Origin of the sequence: Pseudomonas sp. COR18, assembly GCF_048568395.1 — a bacterium.
Taxonomy (GTDB): domain Bacteria; phylum Pseudomonadota; class Gammaproteobacteria; order Pseudomonadales; family Pseudomonadaceae; genus Aquipseudomonas; species Aquipseudomonas fuscovaginae_B.
Map to the genome: position 1 here is coordinate 3,340,869 of NZ_CP183808.1, position 23,899 is coordinate 3,364,767.

The following is a 23,899-nucleotide window of genomic DNA, read 5'->3' on the forward strand; positions in this document are numbered from 1 at the left end:
CAGGAGATTGTAAAGAATGGCTCGTTACATTGGTCCAAAATGCAAATTGGCTCGTCGCGAAGGCACCGACCTCTTCCTGAAGAGCGGCGTGCGCGCTATCGAATCCAAGTGCAACATCGAAGCAGCTCCTGGTATCCACGGCCAGCGTCGCGGTCGTCAGTCCGACTACGGCACCCAGCTGCGTGAGAAGCAAAAAGTTCGTCGTATCTACGGCGTCCTCGAGCGTCAGTTCAGCGGCTACTATAAGCAAGCTGCTGGCAAGAAAGGTGCAACCGGTGAAAACCTGCTGCAACTGCTCGAGTGCCGTCTGGACAACGTCGTATACCGCATGGGCTTCGGCTCGACTCGTGCCGAATCGCGTCAGCTGGTATCGCACAAGTCCATCAGCGTTAACGGCAAGACCGTAAACGTTCCGTCCTACCAGGTTCGTGCTGGTGACGTGGTTGCTGTTCGCGAAAAGGCGAAGAACCAGCTGCGTATCGTCCAGGCCCTGGAACTGTGTGCTCAGCGTGGCCGCGTAGAATGGGTAGATGTGGACACTGACAAGAAGTCGGGCGTTTTCAAAAGCGTTCCTGCTCGCAGTGACCTCTCCGCCGACATCAACGAAAGCCTGATTGTCGAGCTCTACTCCAAGTAAGGGCTAGAAAATAGGTGCATCCATGCAGATTTCGGTAAATGAGTTCCTGACACCCCGTCACATCGACGTGCAGGTTGTCAGTCCAACCCGCGCTAAGATCACTCTCGAGCCTCTCGAGCGTGGTTTTGGCCACACCCTGGGCAACGCGCTGCGCCGCATCCTGTTGTCCTCAATGCCAGGCTGTGCAGTAGTCGAGGCCGAGATTGACGGTGTGCTCCACGAGTACAGCGCCATCGAAGGTGTACAGGAAGATGTCATTGAAATCCTGTTGAACCTTAAAGGTCTGGCTATCAAGCTGCACGGCCGTGACGAAGTTACGCTGACCTTGTCGAAGAAGGGTTCGGGGGTGGTTACCGCTGCCGATATTCAGCTGGATCATGATGTCGAGATCGTTAACCCCGATCACGTAATCGCCAACCTGGCGTCCAATGGCGCCTTGAACATGAAGCTCACCGTAGCTCGTGGCCGTGGCTATGAACCAGCAGACTCGCGTCAGAGCGATGAAGACGAAAGCCGCAGCATCGGTCGCTTGCAGCTCGACTCTTCGTTCAGCCCGGTTCGCCGTATCGCCTACGTGGTGGAAAACGCCCGTGTCGAACAGCGTACCAACCTGGATAAACTGGTTATTGATCTGGAAACCAACGGTACCCTGGATCCTGAAGAGGCTATCCGTCGTGCTGCAACCATCCTGCAACAGCAGTTGGCTGCGTTCGTCGACCTCAAGGGTGACAGTGAGCCAGTGGTTGTCGAGCAGGAAGACGAGATCGATCCGATCCTGCTTCGCCCGGTTGACGATCTGGAACTGACTGTACGTTCGGCTAACTGCCTTAAGGCGGAAAACATCTACTACATCGGCGACCTGATTCAGCGTACCGAAGTAGAGCTGTTGAAGACTCCGAACCTGGGCAAGAAATCCTTGACCGAAATCAAGGATGTTCTGGCCTCCCGCGGTCTGTCCCTCGGCATGCGCCTCGATAACTGGCCGCCTGCAAGTCTTAAGAAGGACGACAAGGCGACTGCCTGATCGTCGTAATCACCGAACGTAGTGTTTGGTAAGGAATGAACCATGCGTCATCGTAAAAGTGGACGTCACCTGAGCCGCACCAGCTCGCACCGCAAAGCCATGTTCCAAAACATGGCTGTGTCGCTGTTCGAGCACGAGCTGATCAAAACCACTCTGCCAAAAGCCAAGGAACTGCGCCGCGTTGCCGAGCCGCTGATCACCCTGGCTAAAGTAGACAGCGTTGCTAACCGCCGTCTGGCTTTCGACCGTACTCGTTCGAAAGCTATCGTTGGTAAGCTCTTCAACGACCTGGGCAAGCGTTACGCTACCCGTCAGGGTGGCTACCTGCGCATCCTGAAGTGCGGTTTCCGCGCTGGCGACAACGCTCCTATGGCGTACGTCGAGTTGGTTGATCGTGCTACTGCTGGCGATGCTGTATCTGCCGAGTAAGACGTCAGTCTGAAACAGAAAACCGGGCCCAATGCCCGGTTTTTTGTGCCTGCTATAAAGGCACAGGTTGTTAATAGTTGTTAACTATTGCCTTTGATGGATTAATGCATTTGTTCCTGTAACCTTCATGGTCAATACTTCCCCTCAGCCGATTAGCCGGCAGCACCAAGACCCAGAGAGGAAGGATGAGTATGAGCCAGAACAAAACGCTGACGACCGCCAGCGGCGCTCCCGTCGCAGATAACCAGAATTCCCGTTCCGCCGGCCCGCGTGGCCCGCTGCTGCTCGACGACTTTCACCTGATCGAGAAGCTTGCCCACTTCAACCGTGAGAACATCCCTGAGCGTCGCGTACACGCCAAGGGTTCGGGTGCCTACGGTACCTTCACCGTTACCAGGGACATCACCCAGTACACCAGCGCCAAGCTGTTCGAGGCGATCGGCAAGAAGACCGAGACCTTCCTGCGTTTCTCCACCGTCGGTGGTGAGCGTGGCTCGGCCGATACCGAGCGCGATCCACGGGGTTTCGCCCTGAAGTTCTACACCGAGGAAGGCAACTGGGACATCGTCGGCAACAACACGCCGGTGTTCTTCATTCGCGACCCGCTGAAGTTTCCAGATTTCATCCACACCCAGAAACGCCTGCCGCAAAGCAACCTGAAAAGCGCGCAGATGATGTGGGACTTCTGGTCGCACTCGCCTGAGGCATTGCACCAGATCACCATCCTGTTCTCCGATCGCGGGATTCCGGATGGCTACCGCCACATGCACGGTTTTGGCAGCCACACCTACAGCCTGATCAACGCCAAGGGCGAGCGTCACTGGGTGAAATGGCACTACAAGACCAAGCAGGGCATCAAGAACCTGGCGCCGGCCGAGGCGGCACGCCTGGCAGGTACCGATCCGGATTATGCCCAGCGTGACCTGTTCAATGCCATCGAGCGTGGCGATTTCCCGAAATGGCGCGTGTGCATCCAGGTCATGACCGAGGCCCAGGCGGCGGCACACTACGAGAACCCGTTCGACGTGACCAAGACCTGGTCGCAGCAGGAGTTCCCGTTGATCGAAGTCGGTGAGCTGGAACTGAACCGCAACCCGCAGAACTACTTCGCTGAAGTCGAGCAGGCAGCCTTCGGTCCAAGCAATATGGTCCCAGGTGTCGGCCTGTCGCCAGACCGCATGCTGCAAGGTCGCGTATTCGCCTACGCCGATGCCCACCGCTATCGCGTCGGCACCAACCACCAGCAACTGCCGGTGAACGCGCCACGTAGCCAGGTCAACAGCTACCAGCGCGACGGTGCCATGGCCTTTGGCAGCAACGGCGGTGCCGCGCCGAACTACGAGCCCAACAGCTACGCCGATGCGCCGAAACAGGCTCCTCGCTACGCTGAGCCGGCACTGGCCCTGAGTGGTGCCGCAGATCGCTACGATCATCGCGAAGATACCGACTACTTCAGCCATGCCGGTGCGCTGTTCCGGTTGATGAACGACGAACAGAAGGCGCTGTTGATCAGCAACATCGCCGGTGCGATGGCCGGTGTGTCCGATGACGTGGTGCAGCGCCAACTGCAGTATTTCTTCAAGGCCGACCCGGCTTATGGTGAAGGTGTCGCGAAAGCGTTGGGAGTAGTGCTGAAGTAAGTCTAAACGAGAAGCAGAACCGCCCTCAATTGGGCGGTTTTTCGCTTCAAATCGATGGTTTTTCTCTGCTATTTCTCACTTTTCTGCTGTTTTTGCCGTGACCTTCCGGTCAGCTTGGTTCAAAATACAGACTTTCAGGCAGGGAGATGTAGGGCGATGCAAGGTCACCCGGACGTAATCGATTACCTCAACACGTTGCTGACCGGCGAACTGGCAGCCCGTGACCAATATCTGATCCATTCGCGGATGTATGAGGACTGGGGCTTCAGCAAGCTCTACGAGCGCATGAATCACGAAAGTGAGGAAGAGGCTCAGCACGCCGATGCACTGATCCGCCGGATCCTGATGCTCGAAGGCACACCGCGCATGCGGCCGGATGATCTCGACATTGGTACCACTGTGCCCGAGATGTTCGAGGCCGACCTGCGCCTGGAGTACAAGGTGCGTGCCGCGCTGTGCAAGGGCATCGAGCTCTGCGAGCAGCACAAGGACTACGTCTCCCGCGATATCCTGCGTCAGCAACTGGCCGATACCGAGGAAGATCACACCTACTGGCTGGAGAAACAGCTGGGGTTGATCAAGTCCATTGGCCTGGAGAATTACCTGCAGTCGCAGTGCTGAGGTGAATGGCCGGTGCCATGCACCGGTTCGCCGGCCAGCCAGGCTCCTACAGGATTGTGTCGTACCCCGACACCGGACACACCGCCCCCCCTGTAGGAGCCAGGCTTGCCGGCGAAAGCGTCCTCAACGCTCACCAAAAAGCCCCTGCCATCACACGATGACAGGGGCTTTTCATTCCCGTTGATTACGCCCGGTCGCGAATCAGCAACGGCTTCAGGTAATGCCCGGTATGCGACTGCGGCATCTCGGCTACCTGCTCCGGCGTACCCACCGCGATGATCTGGCCGCCCTTGGAGCCGCCCTCGGGTCCCAGGTCCACCAGCCAGTCGGCGGTCTTGATCACATCCAGGTTGTGCTCGATCACCACCACGGTGTTGCCGTGGTCGCGCAGGCGGTGCAGCACGTCCAGCAACTGCTGGATATCCGCGAAGTGCAGACCGGTGGTTGGCTCGTCGAGGATATACAGGGTCTTGCCGGTATCGCGCTTGGACAGCTCGCGGGACAACTTGACCCGTTGCGCCTCGCCACCGGACAGGGTGGTCGCCGACTGCCCCAGCTTGATATAGGAAAGCCCCACGTCCATCAGTGTCTGCAGCTTGCGCGCCAGTGCCGGTACGGCATCGAAGAACTCCCGCGCTTCCTCGATGGTCATCTCCAGCACTTCGTGGATGCTCTTGCCCTTGTACTTGATCTCCAGGGTTTCGCGGTTGTAGCGCTTGCTCTTGCACACGTCGCACGGTACGTAGATGTCCGGCAGGAAGTGCATCTCCACCTTGATCAGGCCATCGCCCTGGCAGGCTTCGCAACGGCCGCCCTTGACGTTGAACGAGAAGCGCCCCGGACCATAGCCCCGGGAACGGGCCTCCGGCACACCGGAGAACAGTTCACGGATCGGCGTGAACAGGCCGGTATAGGTCGCCGGGTTCGAACGCGGGGTACGGCCGATCGGGCTCTGGTCGATATCCACCACCTTGTCCAGGTGCTGCAGGCCGTTGATGCTGTCGTGGGCCGCCGCTTCCAGGGTCGTGGCGCCGTTGAGCGCGGTCGCACTGAGGGGGAACAGGGTGTTGTTGATCAGGGTCGACTTGCCCGAGCCGGACACACCGGTCACGCAGGTCAGCAGGCCGATCGGGATTTCCAGGTCGACATTGCGCAGGTTGTTGCCGCGGGCGCCCTTGAGGGTCAGCGACAGCTTCTTGTTGCGCGGGGTGCGCTTGGCCGGCACCTCGATCTTCACCCGGCCCGACAGGTACTTGCCGGTCAGTGAATCCGGGTGCGCCATGACTTCGGCCGCGGTGCCCTGGGCGACGATGCTGCCGCCATGCACGCCGGCGCCGGGGCCGATATCCACCACATAGTCGGCCAGGCGGATCGCGTCCTCGTCGTGCTCGACCACGATCACCGTGTTACCGATGTCCCGCAGGTGTTTCAGGGTGCCGAGCAGGCGGTCGTTGTCGCGCTGGTGCAGGCCGATGGACGGTTCGTCGAGGATGTACATCACGCCCACCAGGCCGGCGCCGATCTGGCTGGCCAGGCGAATGCGCTGGGCTTCACCGCCGGACAGGGTGTCGGCGCTGCGGTCCAGGGTCAGGTAGTCGAGGCCGACGTTGACCAGGAACTGCAGGCGCTCGCAGATCTCCTTGAGTATCTTGTCGGCGATCTCGCCGCGGCGCCCGGTCAGCTTCAGCCCCGAGAAGTAACCGGCGGCATCGCCGATCGGCAGGTTGGTGACCGCCGGCAGGGTTTTCTCGCCGACCCACACATGCCGGGCCTCGCGACGCAGGCGTGTTCCGCGGCAATCCGGGCAGGGCTGGGTACTGAGGAACTTGGCCAGCTCCTCGCGCACGGTGGCCGACTCGGTCTCGCGGTAGCGCCGCTCCAGGTTGGGCACGATGCCTTCGAACGGGTGCGAGCGCTTGACGATATCGCCGCGGTCGTTGAGGTACCTGAAGTCGACGTTCTGGTTGCCGCTGCCGTTGAGGATGACCTTCTGCTGGTCCGCCGGCAGGCTGTTGAACGGCACTTCCAGGCTGAAACCATAGTGCGCGGCCAGCGAGCCGAGCATCTGGAAGTAGTAGACGTTGCGCCGGTCCCAGCCGCGTATCGCACCCTCGGCCAAGGTCAGTTCGCCATTGACCAGGCGCTTGACGTCGAAGAACTGCTTCACCCCCAGGCCGTCACAGGTCGGGCAGGCACCGGCCGGGTTGTTGAAGGAGAACAGCTTGGGTTCCAGTTCGCTGATGGCGTGGCCGCAGACCGGGCAGGCGAAACGCGCGGAGAAGATCATTTCCTCGCCCGGCTCGTCGTCCATCGGTGCGACCAGGGCAATGCCGTCGGCCAGCTTCAAGGCGGTCTCGAAGGATTCGGCCAGGCGCTGCTGCAGGTCGGCGCGGACCTTGAAGCGGTCGACCACCACATCGATCGTGTGTTTCTTCTGCTTGTCGAGTTTGGGCACTTCGTCCAGCTCGTACAGCTTGCCGTCGACCCGCGCGCGGACGAAGCCTTGAGCCCGCAGTTCCTCGAACACCGACAGGTGCTCGCCCTTGCGCTCGCGGATCACCGGCGCCAGCAGCATCAGCTTGGCGCCTTCGGGCTGGGCCAGCACCAGGTCGACCATCTGGCTGACGGTCTGCGCTTCCAGCGGGATGTCGTGGTCCGGGCAGCGCGGCGTCCCCACGCGGGCATACAGCAGGCGCAGGTAGTCGTAGATCTCGGTAATGGTGCCGACCGTCGAGCGCGGGTTGTGCGAGGTCGATTTCTGTTCGATGGAGATCGCCGGCGACAGGCCTTCGATGGTGTCGACATCGGGCTTTTCCATCATCGACAGGAACTGCCGGGCGTAGGCCGACAGCGACTCGACATAGCGGCGCTGGCCTTCGGCATACAGCGTGTCGAACGCCAGGGACGACTTGCCGGACCCGGACAGGCCGGTGATGACGATCAGCTTGTCCCGGGGCAGGGTCAGGTCGATGTTCTTCAGGTTGTGGGTTCGAGCCCCACGAATCAGGATCTTGTCCAAAGTGGCCTCGCACGGCGGGCGGTAAAGGCAGGAGTATAAGGCTAAATACTGGATGGATGCACACTATCGCGACACAGCATTGCAGCCTTGCATGACAGGATGCTGAACGAGTGAGCGACAAAGCGTCACCCTATACCCGCTCAAACGATGGGACTGATAGAATCGCCGCCGGTTCACACGAGGTTTTTCCATGCACGATCCCCACAGCGAACGCATGAGTGGCGGCGAGACCCGCGCGGCAAGCGGCCTGGCCCTGGTGTTCGCGTTCCGTATGCTTGGTATGTTCATGGTGTTGCCGGTCCTGGCGACCTACGGGATGGATCTGGCGGGCGCGACACCGGCGCTGATCGGCCTGGCCATCGGTGCCTACGGCCTGACCCAGGCTCTGTTCCAGATCCCCTTCGGGATCATTTCCGACCGTATCGGCCGCCGCCCGGTGATCTACCTGGGCCTGGTGGTCTTCGCCCTCGGCAGCCTGCTGGCGGCCAACGCCGACTCGATCTGGGGCGTGATCGCCGGGCGCATCCTGCAGGGCGCCGGGGCGATTTCCGCGGCGGTCATGGCGCTGCTCTCGGACCTGACCCGCGAACAGCACCGTACCAAGGCCATGGCCATGATCGGCATGACCATCGGCCTGTCGTTCGCCGTGGCGATGGTGGTCGGGCCGCTGCTGACCCGGGCCTTCGGCCTGTCCGGGCTGTTCCTGGCGACGGGCGGCATGGCGCTGGTCGGCATCCTGATCATCGCCCTGATGGTGCCCAGGGCCACCAGCCCGCTGCAGCACCGCGAGTCCGGCGTGGCGCGCCAGGCCCTGTTGCCGACGCTCAGGCACCCGGACCTGCTGCGCCTGGACCTGGGCATCTTCGTGTTGCACGCGATGCTGATGTCGAGCTTCGTCGCCCTGCCGCTGGCCTTCGTGGAAAAGGCCCACCTGCCCAAGGAGCAGCACTGGTGGGTGTACCTGACCGCCTTGCTGATCTCCTTCTTCGCCATGATCCCGTTCATCATCTACGGCGAGAAGAAACGCAAAATGAAACGAGTTTTGCTCGGCGCGGTGACGACGTTGATGCTCACTGAGCTATTCTTCTGGGAGTTCGGTGATGGTTTGCGGGCCCTGGTGATCGGTACGGTGGTGTTCTTCACCGCCTTCAACCTGCTGGAGGCCTCGCTGCCGTCGCTGATCAGCAAGGTTTCACCGGCCGGAGGCAAGGGCACGGCGATGGGGGTGTATTCCACCAGTCAGTTCCTCGGCTCGGCTCTCGGCGGTATTCTGGGCGGCTGGATGTTTCAGCATGGCGGTCTGTCGGCAGTCTTCCTCGGATGCGCCGCACTGGCTGCCCTCTGGCTGGCCTTTGCTGTTACCATGCGTGAACCTCCCTATGTGACGAGCCTGCGCTTGCCGTTATCGCCCGAGGCGATCCGCGAAGCGGGTCTGGTCGAGCGCCTGAAAGCCGTCGTAGGGGTAACCGATGCAGTCGTCGTCGCCGAAGAGGCCGCCATCTACATCAAACTGGACACCGAATTGTTGGATCGCACCACCCTTGAGCGCCTGGTCAATGAACCGGCCTCGCAAGCGTGCGAAGCCTAGGAGAACGTTATGGCCCGTGGGGTTAACAAAGTCATATTGGTCGGTACTTGCGGCCAGGATCCCGAAGTTCGCTACCTGCCCAACGGCAACGCCGTGACCAACCTGAGTCTGGCGACCAGCGAGCAGTGGACCGACAAGCAGACCGGCCAGAAGGTCGAGAAGACCGAGTGGCACCGTGTGGCGATGTTCGGCAAGGTCGCCGAGATCGCCGGCGAATACCTGCGCAAGGGTTCGCAGGTCTACATCGAGGGCAAGCTGCAGACCCGCGAGTGGGAAAAGGACGGGATCAAGCGCTACACCACCGAGATCATCGTCGACATGCAGGGCACCATGCAGTTGCTGGGCGGCCGTCCACAACAGGGCGACCAGGGCGGCTACGATCAGTCCGCGCCACGCCAGCAGGCCCCTCGCCAGCAGGCACCGCGTCCACAGCAGGCACCCCAGCGTCCAGCCCCTCAGCAGGCCGCTCCGCAGCCGGCTCCGGACTTCGACAGCTTTGATGACGATATTCCGTTCTAAGCCGCTGCTTATCCAGCACTGAGAACCTGAAAAGCGAAGCCAGCAACCTGGCTTCGCTTTTTTATTGCCGGCTGCAAAGCCATTGATCGGCCCACATGCCCGTCCTGAACTTTCCCACAGGCCCAGGCCCGGGCTTGCAGGACGTCTACAGCAGCGATTCGTGGCGCGTCGGCGTCTTCTCTTCGTGGTAGTGCGGGCGGCCCGTATCGGAATCCATCAGTGCCGGGGTGGCGAGGATGGTTTCGGTCGGCAGGCAATCCTCGTTGCCCTGGAACCAGCAGGCCAAGGCCGAGTTGCGGTTGCCGTGCATGTCGACGACGCTCAGGTACGTGTTCGTCCCGGGCGGCGGTGGGGCAGGAAACGTCTTGGGCGGCAGCACCAGCGCGTCGCCCGGCTTGACCCACAGGTCGGCCAGTTCGATCTGGTTCACGTAGGGCCGCCAGCGCGCCACGCTGATGACCAGCGGCAGCCGGGTATAGCGGGCCAGGAACACGTGGGCGAAGTTGTGGTACTCGAGGTCGGTCGGGTTGTAGTTGAGCAACTCGCGCTGGCGCTCCGGCCCGAGATAGGGCGATTGATGACCTGCCCACTTGCCGTAGGTGTACTGCGCGATCATCAGTTGCTCGTATTCGAAACGGATGCATTCGCCACTGCGCAGTAGGGTCATGCCAAAGGCCTGGGCCGTTTCCTCCGTGGCCCACAGCGGTTTGTAGCAGACCTCCCTGGCATGGAAGTCGAACTCGGTGATTTCATAGGAACCGCAGGCCGTAGGCACCCGGCGTGGCTTGCTGCCGATGCCTGTGTATTTATGGCCAAGCTCCAGCTCGGGTCTGGTCGGCGCCAGCTCGATCAGGTGACCACGAGGTTCGCTGCAGGGAACTGCCAGGCCCTGATCGTTGTACAGGAACGGGAACTTGTTGGTATCGAGCGGCTGCTGGGCGCCGTCCTCGATGAAGGAAATGCTGTTGAAGAACTGCATCATGACAGGGACCATCCAGGTCGGGGGCTGGGAACAGGCCGGTTGATCGAGGGACCGATCCGGCGGTCGTGCCGGATCGGTGAGCTTACCTCTTTAACGTTGCGGCTGTTGCTGCACGCGGAACCAGTCCATGCCATGGGGTTCGCGCCAGCGGCGAACGGCTGCGCGTTTTTCAACCTGGGTCAGGCACAGGCCGGCCCCATGGTGGTAGACCATCAGCAGGTGGAAGATGTCGTCGCCACGCCGGTCCCAGATCACGTCGTCCTCCTGGCGCCCCGGTTTTATCGGGTGCAGGCGGCAATCGCTCTGGTCCTGCATGCCTTGCAGGAGGCTGCCGGTCTCGTAGTTGATCAGCAGGATCGGATGGTTGATCTCCGGGTAGGGCTTCTCCAGTTCCCTCATGTACCAGAGCTGCCCTGGATTGCTGGCATCCGTTTTCTGCATGGCGATCCGGCTCTTGTTCTGCGGGTCGGCGACCAGTACCGGATGGTCACCGGTGTTGTTGTGCAACCGGTAGAGGACGGTTTGCGTGTCTTCGAGCACCTTGGCGGTCTGTACCAGTTTCACCCGGCCGAAGGAATCGTGGGACAGCCGTGCGCTGATCTTCACTCGTGGCCTGAGGTCTTTTCCCGCGTCGCCGAAGCCGGCAATCACGCCGTCCACACCGGCATCTTCCAGGTTGTTGCCGGCCAGCGCGTAGGTCAGGCCAGCCAGGAAGTTGGGCTGCATGCTCCTGACCAGGATCTCCCAGCGCGTCAGGGTGGCTTGCGTGGCGCCGTGGACCAGCAGTGCTTCACGCATGGCGGCGTTCGGGTAGTAGCGGCTGTCGCGCGGCCAGCGTTCGGTGGTCAGCAGCAATTTGTGCTCGGATTTCCCGCTCAGCAGCAGTGCCATGGCGTCCCAGAACTTCTCGAAGGCTTGTGGCGCGGCATCGGCCGCCGGTGGGTAGTGCACGGCTTCGCTGGTCTGCTTGCTCTTGTTGTCGATGAACACCGCACGCAATGCCGGGCCGTTGGCAGCCGCATTGGGCGAACTGCGACGACTGTCGCGGCCGATGACAATCACCGACTCGGACCAGGTCGCATCGATCTCGGCCTTGTAGCTGGTATACCACTGGTAGGCATCTTCCAGGGCCGTGCGGCGTGGGCCATCCTTGACGAAGAGATAGATCGGGGAGAGCTTGAGCTCCACCACCCGTGGACTATCGATCAGGGAATGGCGCCACTTGATGAATTCCGGCTGATAGTTCTGGGGGTTGATCGAACTGAAGTCGATGGAGTGTGTGCCCCCACAGGTGGTCAGCCGGCTTTGACGGTTGGCGATGCGGCTTTTGACCTCCTCGGTGGTTGCGGTCGAGGCTGTGGCGCTGACAAACGCCCCGTATTCGGCTTCGAGCATCGCCTTGAGGCTGGTCTTGTTGCTCAGGTATTTCTTGGAGGCGGTCATGGCGTAGTTCAGCGACCCGCCGACCACGACTTCCTTGACGATGTCGACGCCGAAGTCGACGAAGAAATTGAAGAATTTCCGGGCGTCAGCCGGATCGAAGACCTCGGGCAGTTCCGTGACCCGGCTCTTGAACACCTCGGTGGCATTGTCGGGGTTGACCGCCAGGCTCAGCCTCCACAAACGTACCGTGTGGCTGTAGAGCGCAGCCTCGTGTTCCTGGAGTTGTGAAATATCGCTGCCGAAGGTGGCCTTGAAGCCGGCCGAGAAGGCGCCATAGCTGCCCTTGGCCTCGACGCTCGATTGACTGTGCCGCTCATATTCCTCATGGGAGGAAAAGCTCTCGGTGAAATAGTCTTCCTGGGTCACCAGGTCGAGGGTGACGTGCTTGCCGATGCTGTAGGTGCGCTCCAGGCATTTGATCGGGTGCTTGCCGAACTCGGTATCGCCAACCTTCTGGCATTCCTTGCTGTCGCCGGCCCAGTCCAGTTTGTTCAGGCCCAGTCCCAACAACTGCGAACCACTGATGTCTGTCAACTCGCTGCTCATTGCAGGCTCCTTTCGTCCAGGTTGTATCAATTGGGGCCAATTGATGGGGCCCAGTATCGGGAGAGGGGCCAATGCCAGACAGTCCAGAGCGGTCTCAGTGCAGTATCAGTTTGGTATCAGCGAGCTGGCCAAACTGCCGCACCAGTGGGTTAACGTGGTCGCGGTGCTGGAGTACACTCCCGCGACAGCCGGCTGATAGCAACTTGGTATTGCCCTACACCGATATCCCCGGCGCTTTCATTGGCGAGCCCGCCCAGGGTGAGGGGGCGCTCGGGGCTATCGACATGGACTCCAGAGATCTTCCGCTTTCCGTCTTGCCGCGGGTCGAGCCGATGCTTTCCGATGGTCGGGTCCTGCTCGACAGCGGCCTGCTCAAGGCCCTGCGCAAGCAGCATGGCCTGAGCCAGGAAACCCTCGCCGAAGCCTGCCTCAATCGTCATCTGTGCGTGTCCATCGCCTCCATCAAGCGGGCCGAAACCGGCAAGCCGGTGCTGTATCGAACGGCCCGCCACCTGGCGACAGCCTTCGATGTCGACGTCAGCACCCTGCTGGGGCAATCGGCCACCGAGGCCTTGGCCGAAGTCGAAAGCACCATGGCCGAACTGCACGAGCGTCTGTTCCAGGCACCGGAATACGCGATGACGCGCTACGTCCTGGAGTTGTGCTTTGTCACCGATGAAGGCGCGCGTTCGGCGCCGTTGACCGAAGGCATCGAGCGGTTGATCCAGCAGTTTGGTGGCGTCTGCATCGGCAATGCCCAGGGCCTGGTCATTGCCCGGTTCGGTTCGCCCCAGGCCTACCGCAGTGACAGCGAACGGGGCCTGCTGTGTGCCCTGGCGTTGAGCCGCGAGCAGTTTGTCCGGGTCGGGCACGGGATCGTGCTGCGGCTGGTGCGCGAGCACGAGGCGATGCCGCTCGAGGTCCTGGCCCAGGTCCACCATGTGTTTCCCTCCCTGTATGGCAACGCGCCGGTGCATGTCGCGCAGGACCTGATCGAACAACTGGCCCTGCGCTTCGAATTCGCCGCGGCCGACCCGGTGTTGCCCAGCTATCGCAAATGCCTGCGCCTGCGAAGCCTCGACGACAATGCGCCGCGGCCGTTGGTGGGCCGGGCGATCGAGCTGTTGCAGTTCAAGGGCGTGATCGAGGCCGCCGAGGAATGCCAGGACGGTCATGTGGTTTACCTGCGTGGCATGGCCGGTATCGGCAAGACCCGGCTGGTCAGCGAGTTCTGCGAAATGGCCCGGCAGGGCGGGTTCGTCTGTCATCGTGGCGATGTGCTGGATTTCGGCATGGACCATGGCCTCTGGCCCCTCGGCCAACTGGTCCTCAGCCTGCTGGGCCTGGGGACTGCGGAGCCGGTTCAGGCACAGGCCCTGGAGGTGGCGGTGAGCCGGTTGAAACTGGCCGAGCCGTCGCTGATGTTTCTGCAGATGCTCACGGGTGTGCAGGGCGTCGATCGCGCGTTCAAGGCACAGCAGGCGCTGTACGCGGCGATGGGCGGCGAGGCGCGCTCGCAGGGATTGTTCAACGCGCTGTTGCAACTGCTGTTGCGTGTCGCCGTGCAGCAGCCTTTGCTGATCATCGTCGAAGACCTGCATTGGGGCGACAGCGGCCTGTTGGCGATGCTCGGTCGGCTGCTCGATGCCAGCCGCGAAGCGCCGATCGTCTGGCTGCTCACCTCGCGCCCCGAAGGCGACCCGCTGGAAAGCGAACTGCGCCCGCGTTGCGCCAGCCCCATGAGCCTGCTGGAACTCGCGCCGATCCGCCCGCGTGAGGCGACGGTACTGGCCGAGCAGTTCGTCGACGTCGACCCGGCCTATCGCGCCGACTGCGTGGTGCGGGCCCAGGGCAACCCGCTGTACCTGACGCAGTTGTTGTCGAGCCAGGAGCGGATTGTTCCCGACAGCCTGCGGCACCTGATCCAGACGCGGGTGGAACGTTTCACGCCGTCGCAGCGCCGGGCCCTGCATTACGCCGCGGTGTTCGGCAACCGTTTCGAGCTGGCGCTGTGGCGCGAGGCACTGGCCCAGCCCGACTACGTGCCCGAGGTGCAATGGCGCCAGAGCCTGCTGCGGGAGGTCGAGCCGGGCAGCTACAGGTTCGTCCACGATCTGGTCATGCACTGCCTCTACGATGCGATGCCGCAGGTATTGCGCGACCAATTGCACCGCGAGGTGGCCTCGCTCTACCGCCAGCGCGACCAGGCGCTGTGTGCCCAGCATCTGCTGCGGGCCAACGCACCGGAGGCGTTCGACGCGCTGCTGCTGGCCATGGCGGAAAAACTGCAGAACTGCCAGTACGAGTCGGTCCTCGCCCTCGGCCAGCAGGCGGTGGGCCTGGGCAAGCGCGGCGAGGCCAGCTTCGACCTGGCGCACCGTTGCGCCCAGGCGTGTTCGGGGCTGGGGCGGACGTTGCAGGCCCGCACGCACTTTCAACAGGCGCTGATGCTGGCGGCCCGGGGGAGGAGCGCATCGAGGCGGCACTGGGGCTGGCCTCGGTATTGAATACCCTCGACTGCCTGGAGGAAGAAGAGCGCCTGATCGAACAGATCCTGCCGGTGGCGCACAGCCTGCGGGCGCACACGGCGCTCGCCCGGCTGTATCACCTGCGCGGCAATATCTATTTCCCCCGTGGCGACTATGCCGAGTGTCGGCGCCTGCACGAAGAGTCGCTGTCCTTTGCGCGGATCGGCAAGCACCTGGAAACCCAGGCCAAGGCCCTCAGCGGCATTGGCGATTCCTACTATGCCCAGGGCAGCATGCAGACGGCCTGCGAAGTGTTCGACCAATGCGTGCGCCTGTGCGAGCGCCATGAGCTGGTGCAGGTGGAAGCGGCCAATCGCAGTGCCCGTGGTTCGGCGCGTTTTTATCTAGGACAGCCGGAGCTGGCCCTGCAGGACGCCATGCAGGCTGTCGCCGGCAGCCGCCGGATCGGCAACCACCGCGCCGAAGTGTTCTCCCGGCTGACGGCGGCCTGGGTCCTGCTGGCGTCGGGTGAGGAGGTGAGGGCGCAGCAGGAACTGTCCGAAGCCCTGGAGTTGGCGCGCAACCTGGGCGCCAGCCGTTTCGAGGTGCTTGTGCTGGAGGGGCTGGCGCGGGTGGCGCTGTGCCAGGGTGAGCGCGAACAGGCCCAGGCACTGATCCTGGCAGCGGTGGAGCGGGTCGAGCGCTTCGACCTGCAGCGCTACATCGGCCCCTGGGTCTATGGCAGCCAGGCCCTGATGCTGGATGATGCAGCCCTCAAGCGCCAGGCCCTGCAGCGGGGAGAGGCGTTACTGGACCAGGCGTGCCTGGCCCATAACACCCTGCGCTTTCGGGTGAGCGCGGCCGAGGTCTGCCTGCTCGCGGGCGATTTCGAGCAGGCCGTCGGGCACGGGCAGCAGATGGCGCTGCTGCCCGAGTCCGCGTCCTGTGCCTGGGTGCGTCACCATGTGCGGCTGATCGGTGCGGCGGCACAGTGGCTGCAACACACCGATCAGGTCAGTGCCCAGGCGTTGCGGGCAATCCACCGCGACGCCGCAGCATTCGGTTTCGTGGCGACCATGCCGGAGTTGATGCAGGTTTTGCAATAACCGCTTCGTACCGGCCAGGTGGGGCTCATCCGCTCCAGCCGGCGCGCTGCTCCAGCAGAAAGTCGACGAACGCCCTGAGCCGCAGCGGCACGTGCCGGCCATGGGGATAGAGCAGGGTGAAAGGGCGCGAGCGGCCGGCGAAAGGCTGCAGCACCTCCACCAGCGAACCCTCGGCCAGTTCCTTCTCGACGATGAAGCGGTAGGTCTGGAACAGGCCGGCACCATGTCGGGCCAGCGTCACACCGCCCAGCACGTCTTCCGAACAGCAGTAGCCGCTGTCGGCCAGTACCTCGCGGTCCTTGCCATCTTCCCTGAACAGCCAGGTGATGCGCCGCCCGTTGCTGGGCAGTTCGAACTGGATGCACTCATGGTCCTGCAAGTCCTCCAGCTGTCGCGGCGTCCCGGCCCGGCGCAGATAGTCGGGGCTGGCGACCACCACCAGCGCCGCGTCCTCCAGATGCCGGGCGATCAGCCCGGAGTCGGGCAGCACCCGCACCCGGATCGCCAGGTCGTAGCCTTCCTCGACGAAATCGATGTTGCGGTTGCTGATATGCGTCTCGACCTGTACTGCCGGGTAGCGCGCGCGAAAGGCCGGCAGCAGGGGCAGCAGGCGATGGTGGGCGTAGGTGGTGGGAATGCTGATGCGCAGGGTGCCGGCCGGCTCCTGCTGTTTGCCCATGACCTCGCGCTGGGCCTCGGACAGTTGCGTCAGCGCCTGTCGACACTGCTCGAAGTAGGCCCGACCGCCTTCGGTCAGGCGAATGCTGCGGGTGGTGCGGGTAAACAGGCGCACGCCCAGGCGCTGCTCCATGCGCGAGATCGACCGGCTCACGGCCGCCGGCGTGACGCCGGCCACCGCGGCCGCACCGGTGAAACTGCCGGCTTCGGCGGCCAGGCAGAACAGCTCGATACTGCCGAGCAGGATGTCGTCGAATTGTCTTCGCATGCTGGATGGCGCCCGGGACCCAAGGGGGAATGGCTAGTGAAATACCGCGACTGGCCCGCTAGCGCAATCTTTCGTCTCCCACAGGGGCCGCGCCGAATGTAAAACGAGGGTATACCCCTACCTGTAGGCGCGTGGCTTGCCCGCGAACACGCCCTCAAGCCTTGCGCAAAACCATGGAGTCCGCGCAGGTGGAACGCTCGGGTGAACCCCAAGCGAACTTTGCCGGCCTTGCGGGACTCAGTTCCTTACAGTGACCGCCGAAGAGGAATTGCGCCGTGCCCGGATTCAAGCTGGCCATCGTCTTGTCGACCTTCCTGCTAGCCGTCAGTTGCGGGGTTGGCGCCGCTCCCGCCGCCACGCCCCAGGCTCCGCCCGAGCCGCTGGTGCAGGGTGGCCTGCTGGGCGCCCTCAGTTCCAGTATCGAGGAGGTCCAGGACAAGCTCGACCTCAACGACAACCTGCTGGACGCCTGGCGCCTGCGAGCCGACCGGGCGGCTGATGAAATGGATCGGCTGGTCAGCCAGACCGTCGAGCGTTCGCCCTGGAGCGTGGCCGCCGACTTCCTGCTGCTGTCGCTGGTGTGGATCGGCAGTTTCGCCGGGCTGAGTCTGCCCGGCCGGTTCGCCGCCCGCCGGCTCAACCGCCAGCCACTGTTGCTCAATCGCGAACGCGGCCGCTCGCTGGTGGGCTACCTCCTGCCCTACATGTTGCCAGCCCTGGCCAGCCTGCCGCTGACCCTCTATGCCAGTCATCTGCTGCCGGTCTCGGTGGGCCGCGCCCTGGCGCTGTGCCTGGCCTATGCCACCAGCAGCGGGGTGTTCTCCACCGGGCTGCTGCTGTGCCTGAGCGTGCTGTTCGATCTTGGCCACAAGCGCCAGGCGGTGCGGGTCATCCGCAGCTACAGCCCGCGCCCGCTGTTCCTGATCGGTTTCCTGGCGGCCCTCAGCGATGCGCTCACCAGCCCGCAGATCGCCCGGCAACTGGGCGGCAATATCACCAGCAGCGTCGCCGTGTTCACCGGGCTGTTCGCCTCGCTGTGTTTCGGTGTGCTGGTGTTCCGCCTGCGTCGCCCGGTGGCCCACCTGATCCGCAATCGGCCCCTGGCCCAGCGCCTGCGCCAGCCGGCACTGCAGGAGTCGCTGCGGATCTTCTCCGGCCTGTGGTACTGGCCGATCCTGCTGATGGTGCTGGTCTCGGTGGTGAACCTGATCGGTGCCGGCGAAGACAGCCAGAAGGCCTTGCGCTGTGCCTTGCTGACCACCGTACTGCTGATCGGCACGGTGTTTCTCAGCACCATCATCCAGCACCTGTTCAAGGGCCGCAGCGCCGAGGCGATCCAGCGCAGCAGCGTGTACAAGGAGCGTCTGCTGAGCCTGTTGCATGCGCTGCTGCGGATTGCCCTGGCGGTGACCTTCATCGAATTGCTCGGGCGGATCTGGGGGCTGTCGCTCTACGAGTTCGCCGCCCAGAACTCCGTGGGGCGGGCGATCAGCGATGCTCTGAGTCGCATCGGCCTGATCCTGCTGGCCACCTGGTTGCTGTGGGTGGTGCTCGACACGGCGATCCAGGAAGCGCTGAAGCCGCCGATCAACCCGCGCTCCTCGCGCCAGCCGAGCATGCGGGTGAAAACCATCCTGCCGTTGCTGCGCAATGCGGTGAAGATCATCCTCGTGGTGATCTGCACCATCACCACCATGGCCAACCTGGGGATCAACGTTGCGCCACTGCTGGCGGGGGCCGGGGTGGTCGGGCTGGCGATCGGCTTCGGTTCCCAGCAACTGGTGCAGGATGTGATCACCGGCCTGTTCATCATCATCGAGGACACCCTGTCGATCGGCGACTGGGTGGTGCTCGACTCCGGCCACGCCGGCACGGTGGAGGGGTTGACCATCCGCACCCTGCGCCTGCGTGACGGCAAGGGTTTCGTCCATTCGGTGCCGTTCGGCCAGATCAAGGCGGTCACCAACCAGTCGCGGCAATTCGCCTTTGCCTTCTTCTCGGTGCAGTTCACCTACGACACCGATGTCGACAAGGCCACCGCGCTGATTCGCGAGGCCGGGCGGATGATCAGCGAGGACAGCTTCCTCAAGTTCAACCTGCAGGGGCCGCTGGAGGTATTCGGGGTGGACCGGATGGATTTGAATGGCGTGGTGCTGACGGCACAGTTCCGCACGGTGTCCGGTGGGCAGTACGCGGTGAGCCGGGCATTCAACGAGCGCTTGAAGAAGCTGGTGGATCAGAGCCCCTGGGTGCACTTCGCGCAGACTTATCCCCAGACGTTGATGTTGCCGAACCGCACACCGCCGCAGGAAGAGGTGGCGCCGAAACCGGAAGGCGGGGCGGTGCTGCTGCCTGGGGAACGGGTGCAGACTCAGTGATTCGGGGTGTCTGTCCTGGCCCTTTGGCAGATGAATCCGGCCCCATAAGTGCTCGCTCGTGCATGAATCCTGCGAACCACGCTGACACTGTGGGAGCCGGATTCATCCGCGCAGAGGTCCTCGGCAACACCACAACTCTCCAGTCTTTCCTAATGCCGGATCAGCTTTTGTTTGACCTCATCCGCTGCCGGCTGCTCGAGTTCCAGCCAGAACAACTGTTTGCCGGCGATTTCGGCGGCTGCGGGTATCCCATCGCGATACACCAGCCGATTACCTGCCAACGCCGGCACCTTGCTGCCCGGCAACAAGGTGCCGGCCAGGTTCAGCGGGTCGGCGCCACATACCGCGACCAGGCTGCCATCCAGGGGGCGACGACGAACCTCGCGCAACAAGGGGATGGCCTCGGGCAAGGCGAACTGTTCCCCGGCCAGGCCACTGACGAAGCGCCCGCCCCGAATCTCGCCACGGGCCTCCAGGCGATGGAGGGTGCGCAGCAGCTCGCGCCAGCTCGGCAGCCATTCCGCTTCCCGTTCCAGCAGCCGCCAGAACACCACGCCATAGCGGCGCAGCAGGGTCCTGGCGATATGCTCGAGGGTTTCTTCCGGCAAGCGATCAGTTGCCTCGGCCGGGGAGCGGCGCAACAAGGCCCAGCGTCCGGCGTCCTCCATCCCGCCGACCAGCGGACCACGCCCGCGCCGCGCGCCCCGAGCCTGGCGTTTGCTGGCCGGTGTGATCAGCGCCCGCAGCCCGGCGAAGCTGTCGGCGTTCACCAGCCCGGCGCCGACCAGTTCCTGCAGCGCGGCCTCCAGTTCGGTCGGCAGCAGATGGGCCTCGTGCAGCAGTTCGTCGAAGAACAACGCGCCGTGCTGGCTCAGTGCGGCATGAACCTTGAGGGTGCGCGGTGACAGCTCCTCGATCGCGGTCTGTTGCGCCAGGCTGCTCCACCGCGCCACCTGGGGCCGCGGCAGCAACACGACCGGGGTGCTGCGCAGCGTCATCGCCGCACCCTTGCCGCGGGCGTTGAGCCGCATCCACACCAGCTTGCCCGAGCGGCACAACTCATCCAGCCAGCTCGACGAATAATCCTTCAGGCGGGCATTGAGCAGTTCGCTGTCCCAGGCGCCGGCGGCTGCGGCATAACCTTCGAGCTGGCTGACGATCGCTGGCAGGGCGGCATTGCCGCGGGCCTGGCTGGCGCTGGAGAGGTGCTGCCAGTCGAACAGGAAACGCATGAAGTCCTGCAGGCTGACCGGTTCGATTTCCCGCCGCAGGCGCTTGACCGTATAGCGATGAATGCGCGCCAGCAGATGCCGTTCGCACCACTGTTCGGTGCTGGCGCCAGGGCTGAAACGGCCGCGCAACACATAACCCTCGCCCTCCAGTCTCGCCAGGGCCTGGGCCACCGTGGTGTTGTCCAGGGCCAGCGGCCGGGCGATCTGCGCCAGCGACAACGGGCCAAAGCCACTGAGGCGGGCGCGGACCACCTCGACGGCGGCCTCGTCGCGGTCGCGGTTGCGCTCGAATTCCGCCAGCGGTTGCAACGCCGGTTGCAGTGCGGCCTGTGGATAAAGGGCCCGCAGGCAGCCCAGGCGCTCCAGGGCCACCCAGCCGCCCTGGCCGTCGAGTAGTTGCAGGCGGGTGGCGCGCCCACTGTCAGCCAGGGCCTGGAGCCAGTCCGCCCAGTGCGTGTTGTCCGCCACCTCGGCATCGCTGACCAGCGCCAGGCTCATCAGCGCTTCGTGCATTTCGTCGACACTGGCCGGTTGCGGCCAGGCTTCTGCCCGCACCGCGTTGATCGCGTCGCCGTCCAGTGCGCCGAGATCGTCGGTACTCTGCGGGTCACTCCAGCGGCGGTTGAGCACGGCCTGGGTCCGGCGCTCCTCCAGTGGCGCGTCGTCGAGAAAGGTGTAGGGCTTGGCGTTGAGGATCTCCGCCGCCAGGGGCGAGGGCGCCGGCAGGTCGCGGGCGATCAGGCGGATGTCACCGGCCTCCATGCGCCGTAGCAGGGCCAGCCAACCCTCGCTGTCCATGGCTTCGTGCAGGCAGTCGTCGAGGGTTTGCCGCACCAGCGGGTGATCGGGAATCTCCCGTTCGCCGGCGAGGTTTTCCAGGCAGGCGATCTGGTCGGGGAAGACGCAGGCGGTCAGGTCCTCGCCTTTCATCCGCTGGATCTGCGGCGGCACCTTGCGCCCGCCGACGAAGCGCGGCAAGGCCAGCGCGACCCCGGCATTCCAGCGCCAGCGCACGCCGAACAGCGGTGCGTCGAGCAGCGCCTGGACGAGGATCTGCTCGGCGCTCTGGCTACGCAGGTAACGCCAGACTTCCTCCAGGGCGAAGCTGTGGCTGGTGGACAGCGACAGCACGATGGCGTCCTCGCTGGCCGCCGCCTGCAATTCGAAGTTGAACGTGCGGCAGAAACGCTTGCGCAGGGCCAGGCCCCAGGCGCGGTTGACCCGGCTGCCGAAGGGGCTGTGGATAACCAGTTGGGTACCGCCGGATTCGTCGAAGAACCGCTCCATCAGCAGGGTATCCTGCGACGGCAGCGCGCCGAGGGCTTGGCGGGCGCGGGCCAGGTATTCGACGATCTGCTCGGCGCTGGCCAGGTCCAGGCCGATCTCATGGCACAACCAGTCCAGGCTCGGTCGCAGATTACCCGGCGTGGCCCCCAGCAACTCGTCCAGCTGGCTGCGCAGGCGCGCCACGGCAAACGACAGTTCGTTGCTGCGTCCGGGCGCTTCGCCGAGCCAGAACGGAATGCTCGGCGGCTGGCCTTGGGCATCCTCGACCCGTACCCGGCCGGTCTCCACCCGTAAAATCCGATAGGAATGGTTGCCCAACTGGAAGACATCGCCGGCGATGCTCTCCACGGCGAAATCCTCATTGACGGTGCCGATGTTCAGCCCCTGGGGTTCGAGCAGCACGGCGTAGTCGGCGTTGTCCGGAATGGTCCCGCCGCTGGTCAGCGCCGTCAGCTGGGCGCCGCGCCTTCCGCGCAGGGTGCGGGCCACGCTATCGCGGTACAGGTAGGCGCTGCGCAGACCCTGGCGACTGTTGAAGCCCTCGGCGAGCATCTGCAGCAGTGCCTGGTAGGTCTGTTCGTCGAGTTCGGCGTAGGGGCTGGCGCGGCGGATCATCGCCAGCAGCGCCGCTTCCTGCCATTGCTGGCAACTGACTTCGGCGACGATCTGCTGTGCCAGCACATCCAGCGGCGCGCGGGGAATCAGCAGGACATCGAGCTCGCCGCGGCGTACGCAGTCGAGCAGGGCGGCACATTCGAGCAGGTCGTCGCGGCTGGTCGGGAACAGCCGGCCCTTGGGCGTGCCGCCGACCTGATGGCCGGAGCGGCCGACCCGTTGCACAAACGCCGAGATCGAGCCCGGCGAGCCGATCTGGCAGACCAGCTCGACTTCGCCGATGTCGATGCCCAGTTCCAGCGAAGCGGTGGCGACCAGCACTTGCAACTCGCCGCGCTTGAGACGCTGCTCGGCCTCCAGCCGGTGCTCCTTGGCCAGGCTGCCGTGGTGGGCGGCGACGGCCTGCTGGCCCAGGCGCTCGCTCAGGTGGCGGGTCAGGCGTTCGGCCAGGCGCCGGGTATTGACGAACACCAGGGTGGTGCGATGTTCGCGGGCCAGTTCGGCGAGCCGGTCGTAGACCTGTTCCCAGACGTCGTTGGCCATCACCGCGCTCAACGGCACCCTGGTTACTTCGAGGGCCAGGTCGCGCGGGCGGGCGTGGCCGATATCGATGATTTCGCAGGGACGCCGGTTGCCGACCAGGAAGCGTGACACCGCGTCGATCGGCTTCTGCGTGGCGGACAGGCCGATCCGCAGCAGCGGTTCGCCGCACAATGCCTGCAGGCGCTCCAGGCTCAGGGCCAGGTGGCTGCCGCGCTTGCTGGCGGCGATGGCATGGATTTCGTCGACGATCACCGTGCGGGTGCTGGCGAGCATGCGTCGCCCGGACTCGGAGCCGAGCAGCACATACAGCGATTCCGGAGTGGTGACCAGGATGTGCGGCGCGCTCTTGCGCATCTGCACACGCTCCCGGTCCGGGGTATCGCCGGTGCGCACCGCGGTATCGATCCGCAAGGGCGGCAGGCCCTGGCGCTCGAGTTCGGCGGTGATCCCGGCCAGCGGCTCCTGCAGGTTGATGCGGATGTCGTTGGACAGTGCCTTGAGCGGCGAGACGTAGACCACCCGGGTGTCTGCTGGCAGCTTGCCACCCTGGGCGAGGCCCTGGCGCACCAGCTCGTCGATCACCGCGAGAAAGGCCGTGAGGGTCTTGCCGGAGCCGGTGGGCGCGGCGATCAGGGTCGACCGGCGCTGACCGATGAGCGGCCAGGCACGGGCCTGGGCGGCGGTGACGTCCGGGAAGGTGTGGCGAAACCAGGCGCTGACGGCCGGGTGAAAACCCGCCAGGGCGCCGGGGACCGATTCGGGAAGGTTCATACTGTCCTTTATGCGGCCGCCGGCTGCAGGTTGCAAGCGGGACCGGCCGACCGTGCCTCCCGGCACTTTCTCCGTGACGATTGCCTCCAAAACCCGCAAAATGCA

15 protein-coding genes are annotated in these 23,899 nt (G+C 64.0%); 10 read left to right on the top strand and 5 right to left on the bottom strand.

Translation table 11 applies throughout. The features are described 5' to 3' along the window. Positions 1–16: 16 nt before the first annotated feature. The 5 genes from rpsD (at position 17) to bfr (ending at position 4,351) form a co-directional block, all read left to right on the top strand. Entirely contained in the window at positions 17–637 is a 621-nt protein-coding gene (gene rpsD / locus ACM62G_RS15475; protein WP_017901543.1) for a 30S ribosomal protein S4, read from the top strand. A 22-nt stretch (positions 638–659) separates the two neighbouring features. Next, positions 660–1,661, top strand: a complete 1,002-nt coding sequence (locus tag ACM62G_RS15480) for a DNA-directed RNA polymerase subunit alpha (protein ID WP_003186012.1) — start codon at positions 660–662, stop codon at positions 1,659–1,661. Between the two features lie 42 nt (positions 1,662–1,703). Further along, positions 1,704–2,090, top strand: a complete 387-nt coding sequence (rplQ, locus tag ACM62G_RS15485) for a 50S ribosomal protein L17 (protein WP_017901545.1) — start codon at positions 1,704–1,706, stop codon at positions 2,088–2,090. A 191-nt stretch (positions 2,091–2,281) separates the two neighbouring features. Further along, positions 2,282–3,730, top strand: coding sequence for a catalase (locus tag ACM62G_RS15490; protein WP_419737438.1), 1,449 nt, complete (start codon positions 2,282–2,284; stop codon positions 3,728–3,730). Positions 3,731–3,886: 156 nt separating this feature from the next. Next, positions 3,887–4,351, top strand: a complete 465-nt coding sequence (gene bfr, locus ACM62G_RS15495; RefSeq protein WP_054062546.1) for a bacterioferritin — start codon at positions 3,887–3,889, stop codon at positions 4,349–4,351. Between the two features lie 184 nt (positions 4,352–4,535). Here bfr and uvrA read toward each other — a convergent pair whose 3' ends face one another. Continuing rightward, complete coding sequence (uvrA, locus tag ACM62G_RS15500; protein ID WP_054059479.1) at positions 4,536–7,370, bottom strand: excinuclease ABC subunit UvrA; 2,835 nt, start codon at positions 7,368–7,370, stop codon at positions 4,536–4,538. A gap of 190 nt (positions 7,371–7,560) precedes the next feature. Here uvrA and ACM62G_RS15505 point away from each other — a divergent pair, with 190 nt between their 5' ends. Beyond that, a complete protein-coding gene (locus ACM62G_RS15505; RefSeq protein ID WP_054059478.1) occupies positions 7,561–8,958 on the top strand; it encodes an MFS transporter in 1,398 nt (465 codons plus the stop codon). Positions 8,959–8,967: 9 nt separating this feature from the next. Then, positions 8,968–9,477, top strand: a complete 510-nt coding sequence (locus ACM62G_RS15510) for a single-stranded DNA-binding protein (protein ID WP_054059477.1) — start codon at positions 8,968–8,970, stop codon at positions 9,475–9,477. Between the two features lie 145 nt (positions 9,478–9,622). Here ACM62G_RS15510 and ACM62G_RS15515 read toward each other — a convergent pair whose 3' ends face one another. Both ACM62G_RS15515 and ACM62G_RS15520 read right to left on the bottom strand, forming a co-directional pair. Next, positions 9,623–10,459 carry a hypothetical protein gene (locus ACM62G_RS15515; RefSeq protein WP_081006021.1) on the bottom strand — a complete coding sequence of 279 codons (837 nt, stop codon included), beginning with the start codon at positions 10,457–10,459 and terminating at the stop codon, positions 9,623–9,625. 90 nt (positions 10,460–10,549) lie between these two features. Continuing rightward, entirely contained in the window at positions 10,550–12,448 is a 1,899-nt protein-coding gene (locus tag ACM62G_RS15520) for an MAC/perforin domain-containing protein (RefSeq protein WP_419737439.1), read from the bottom strand. Positions 12,449–12,651: 203 nt separating this feature from the next. On the opposite strand from ACM62G_RS15520, the gene ACM62G_RS15525 reads away from it, so the two are divergent. Together ACM62G_RS15525 and ACM62G_RS15530 are read left to right on the top strand one after the other, a co-directional pair. Continuing rightward, the gene (locus ACM62G_RS15525; RefSeq protein ID WP_419737440.1) at positions 12,652–14,955 is read left to right on the top strand and encodes an ATP-binding protein; all 2,304 of its coding nucleotides are present in this window, start codon (positions 12,652–12,654) and stop codon (positions 14,953–14,955) included. Further along, positions 14,952–16,022, top strand: coding sequence for a tetratricopeptide repeat protein (locus ACM62G_RS15530; RefSeq protein ID WP_419737441.1), 1,071 nt, complete (start codon positions 14,952–14,954; stop codon positions 16,020–16,022). Before ACM62G_RS15525 ends, ACM62G_RS15530 begins: the two co-directional genes overlap by 4 nt. A gap of 25 nt (positions 16,023–16,047) precedes the next feature. On the opposite strand, the gene ACM62G_RS15535 is transcribed toward ACM62G_RS15530, so the two are convergent. Beyond that, complete coding sequence (locus ACM62G_RS15535; RefSeq protein ID WP_054059474.1) at positions 16,048–16,968, bottom strand: LysR family transcriptional regulator; 921 nt, start codon at positions 16,966–16,968, stop codon at positions 16,048–16,050. Positions 16,969–17,270: 302 nt separating this feature from the next. On the opposite strand from ACM62G_RS15535, the gene ACM62G_RS15540 reads away from it, so the two are divergent. Continuing rightward, positions 17,271–19,346, top strand: a complete 2,076-nt coding sequence (locus ACM62G_RS15540; RefSeq protein WP_419737529.1) for a mechanosensitive ion channel family protein — start codon at positions 17,271–17,273, stop codon at positions 19,344–19,346. Positions 19,347–19,495: 149 nt separating this feature from the next. On the opposite strand, the gene ACM62G_RS15545 is transcribed toward ACM62G_RS15540, so the two are convergent. Further along, positions 19,496–23,794, bottom strand: coding sequence for an Lhr family helicase (locus tag ACM62G_RS15545; RefSeq protein WP_419737442.1), 4,299 nt, complete (start codon positions 23,792–23,794; stop codon positions 19,496–19,498). Between the last annotated feature and the right edge of the window lie 105 nt (positions 23,795–23,899).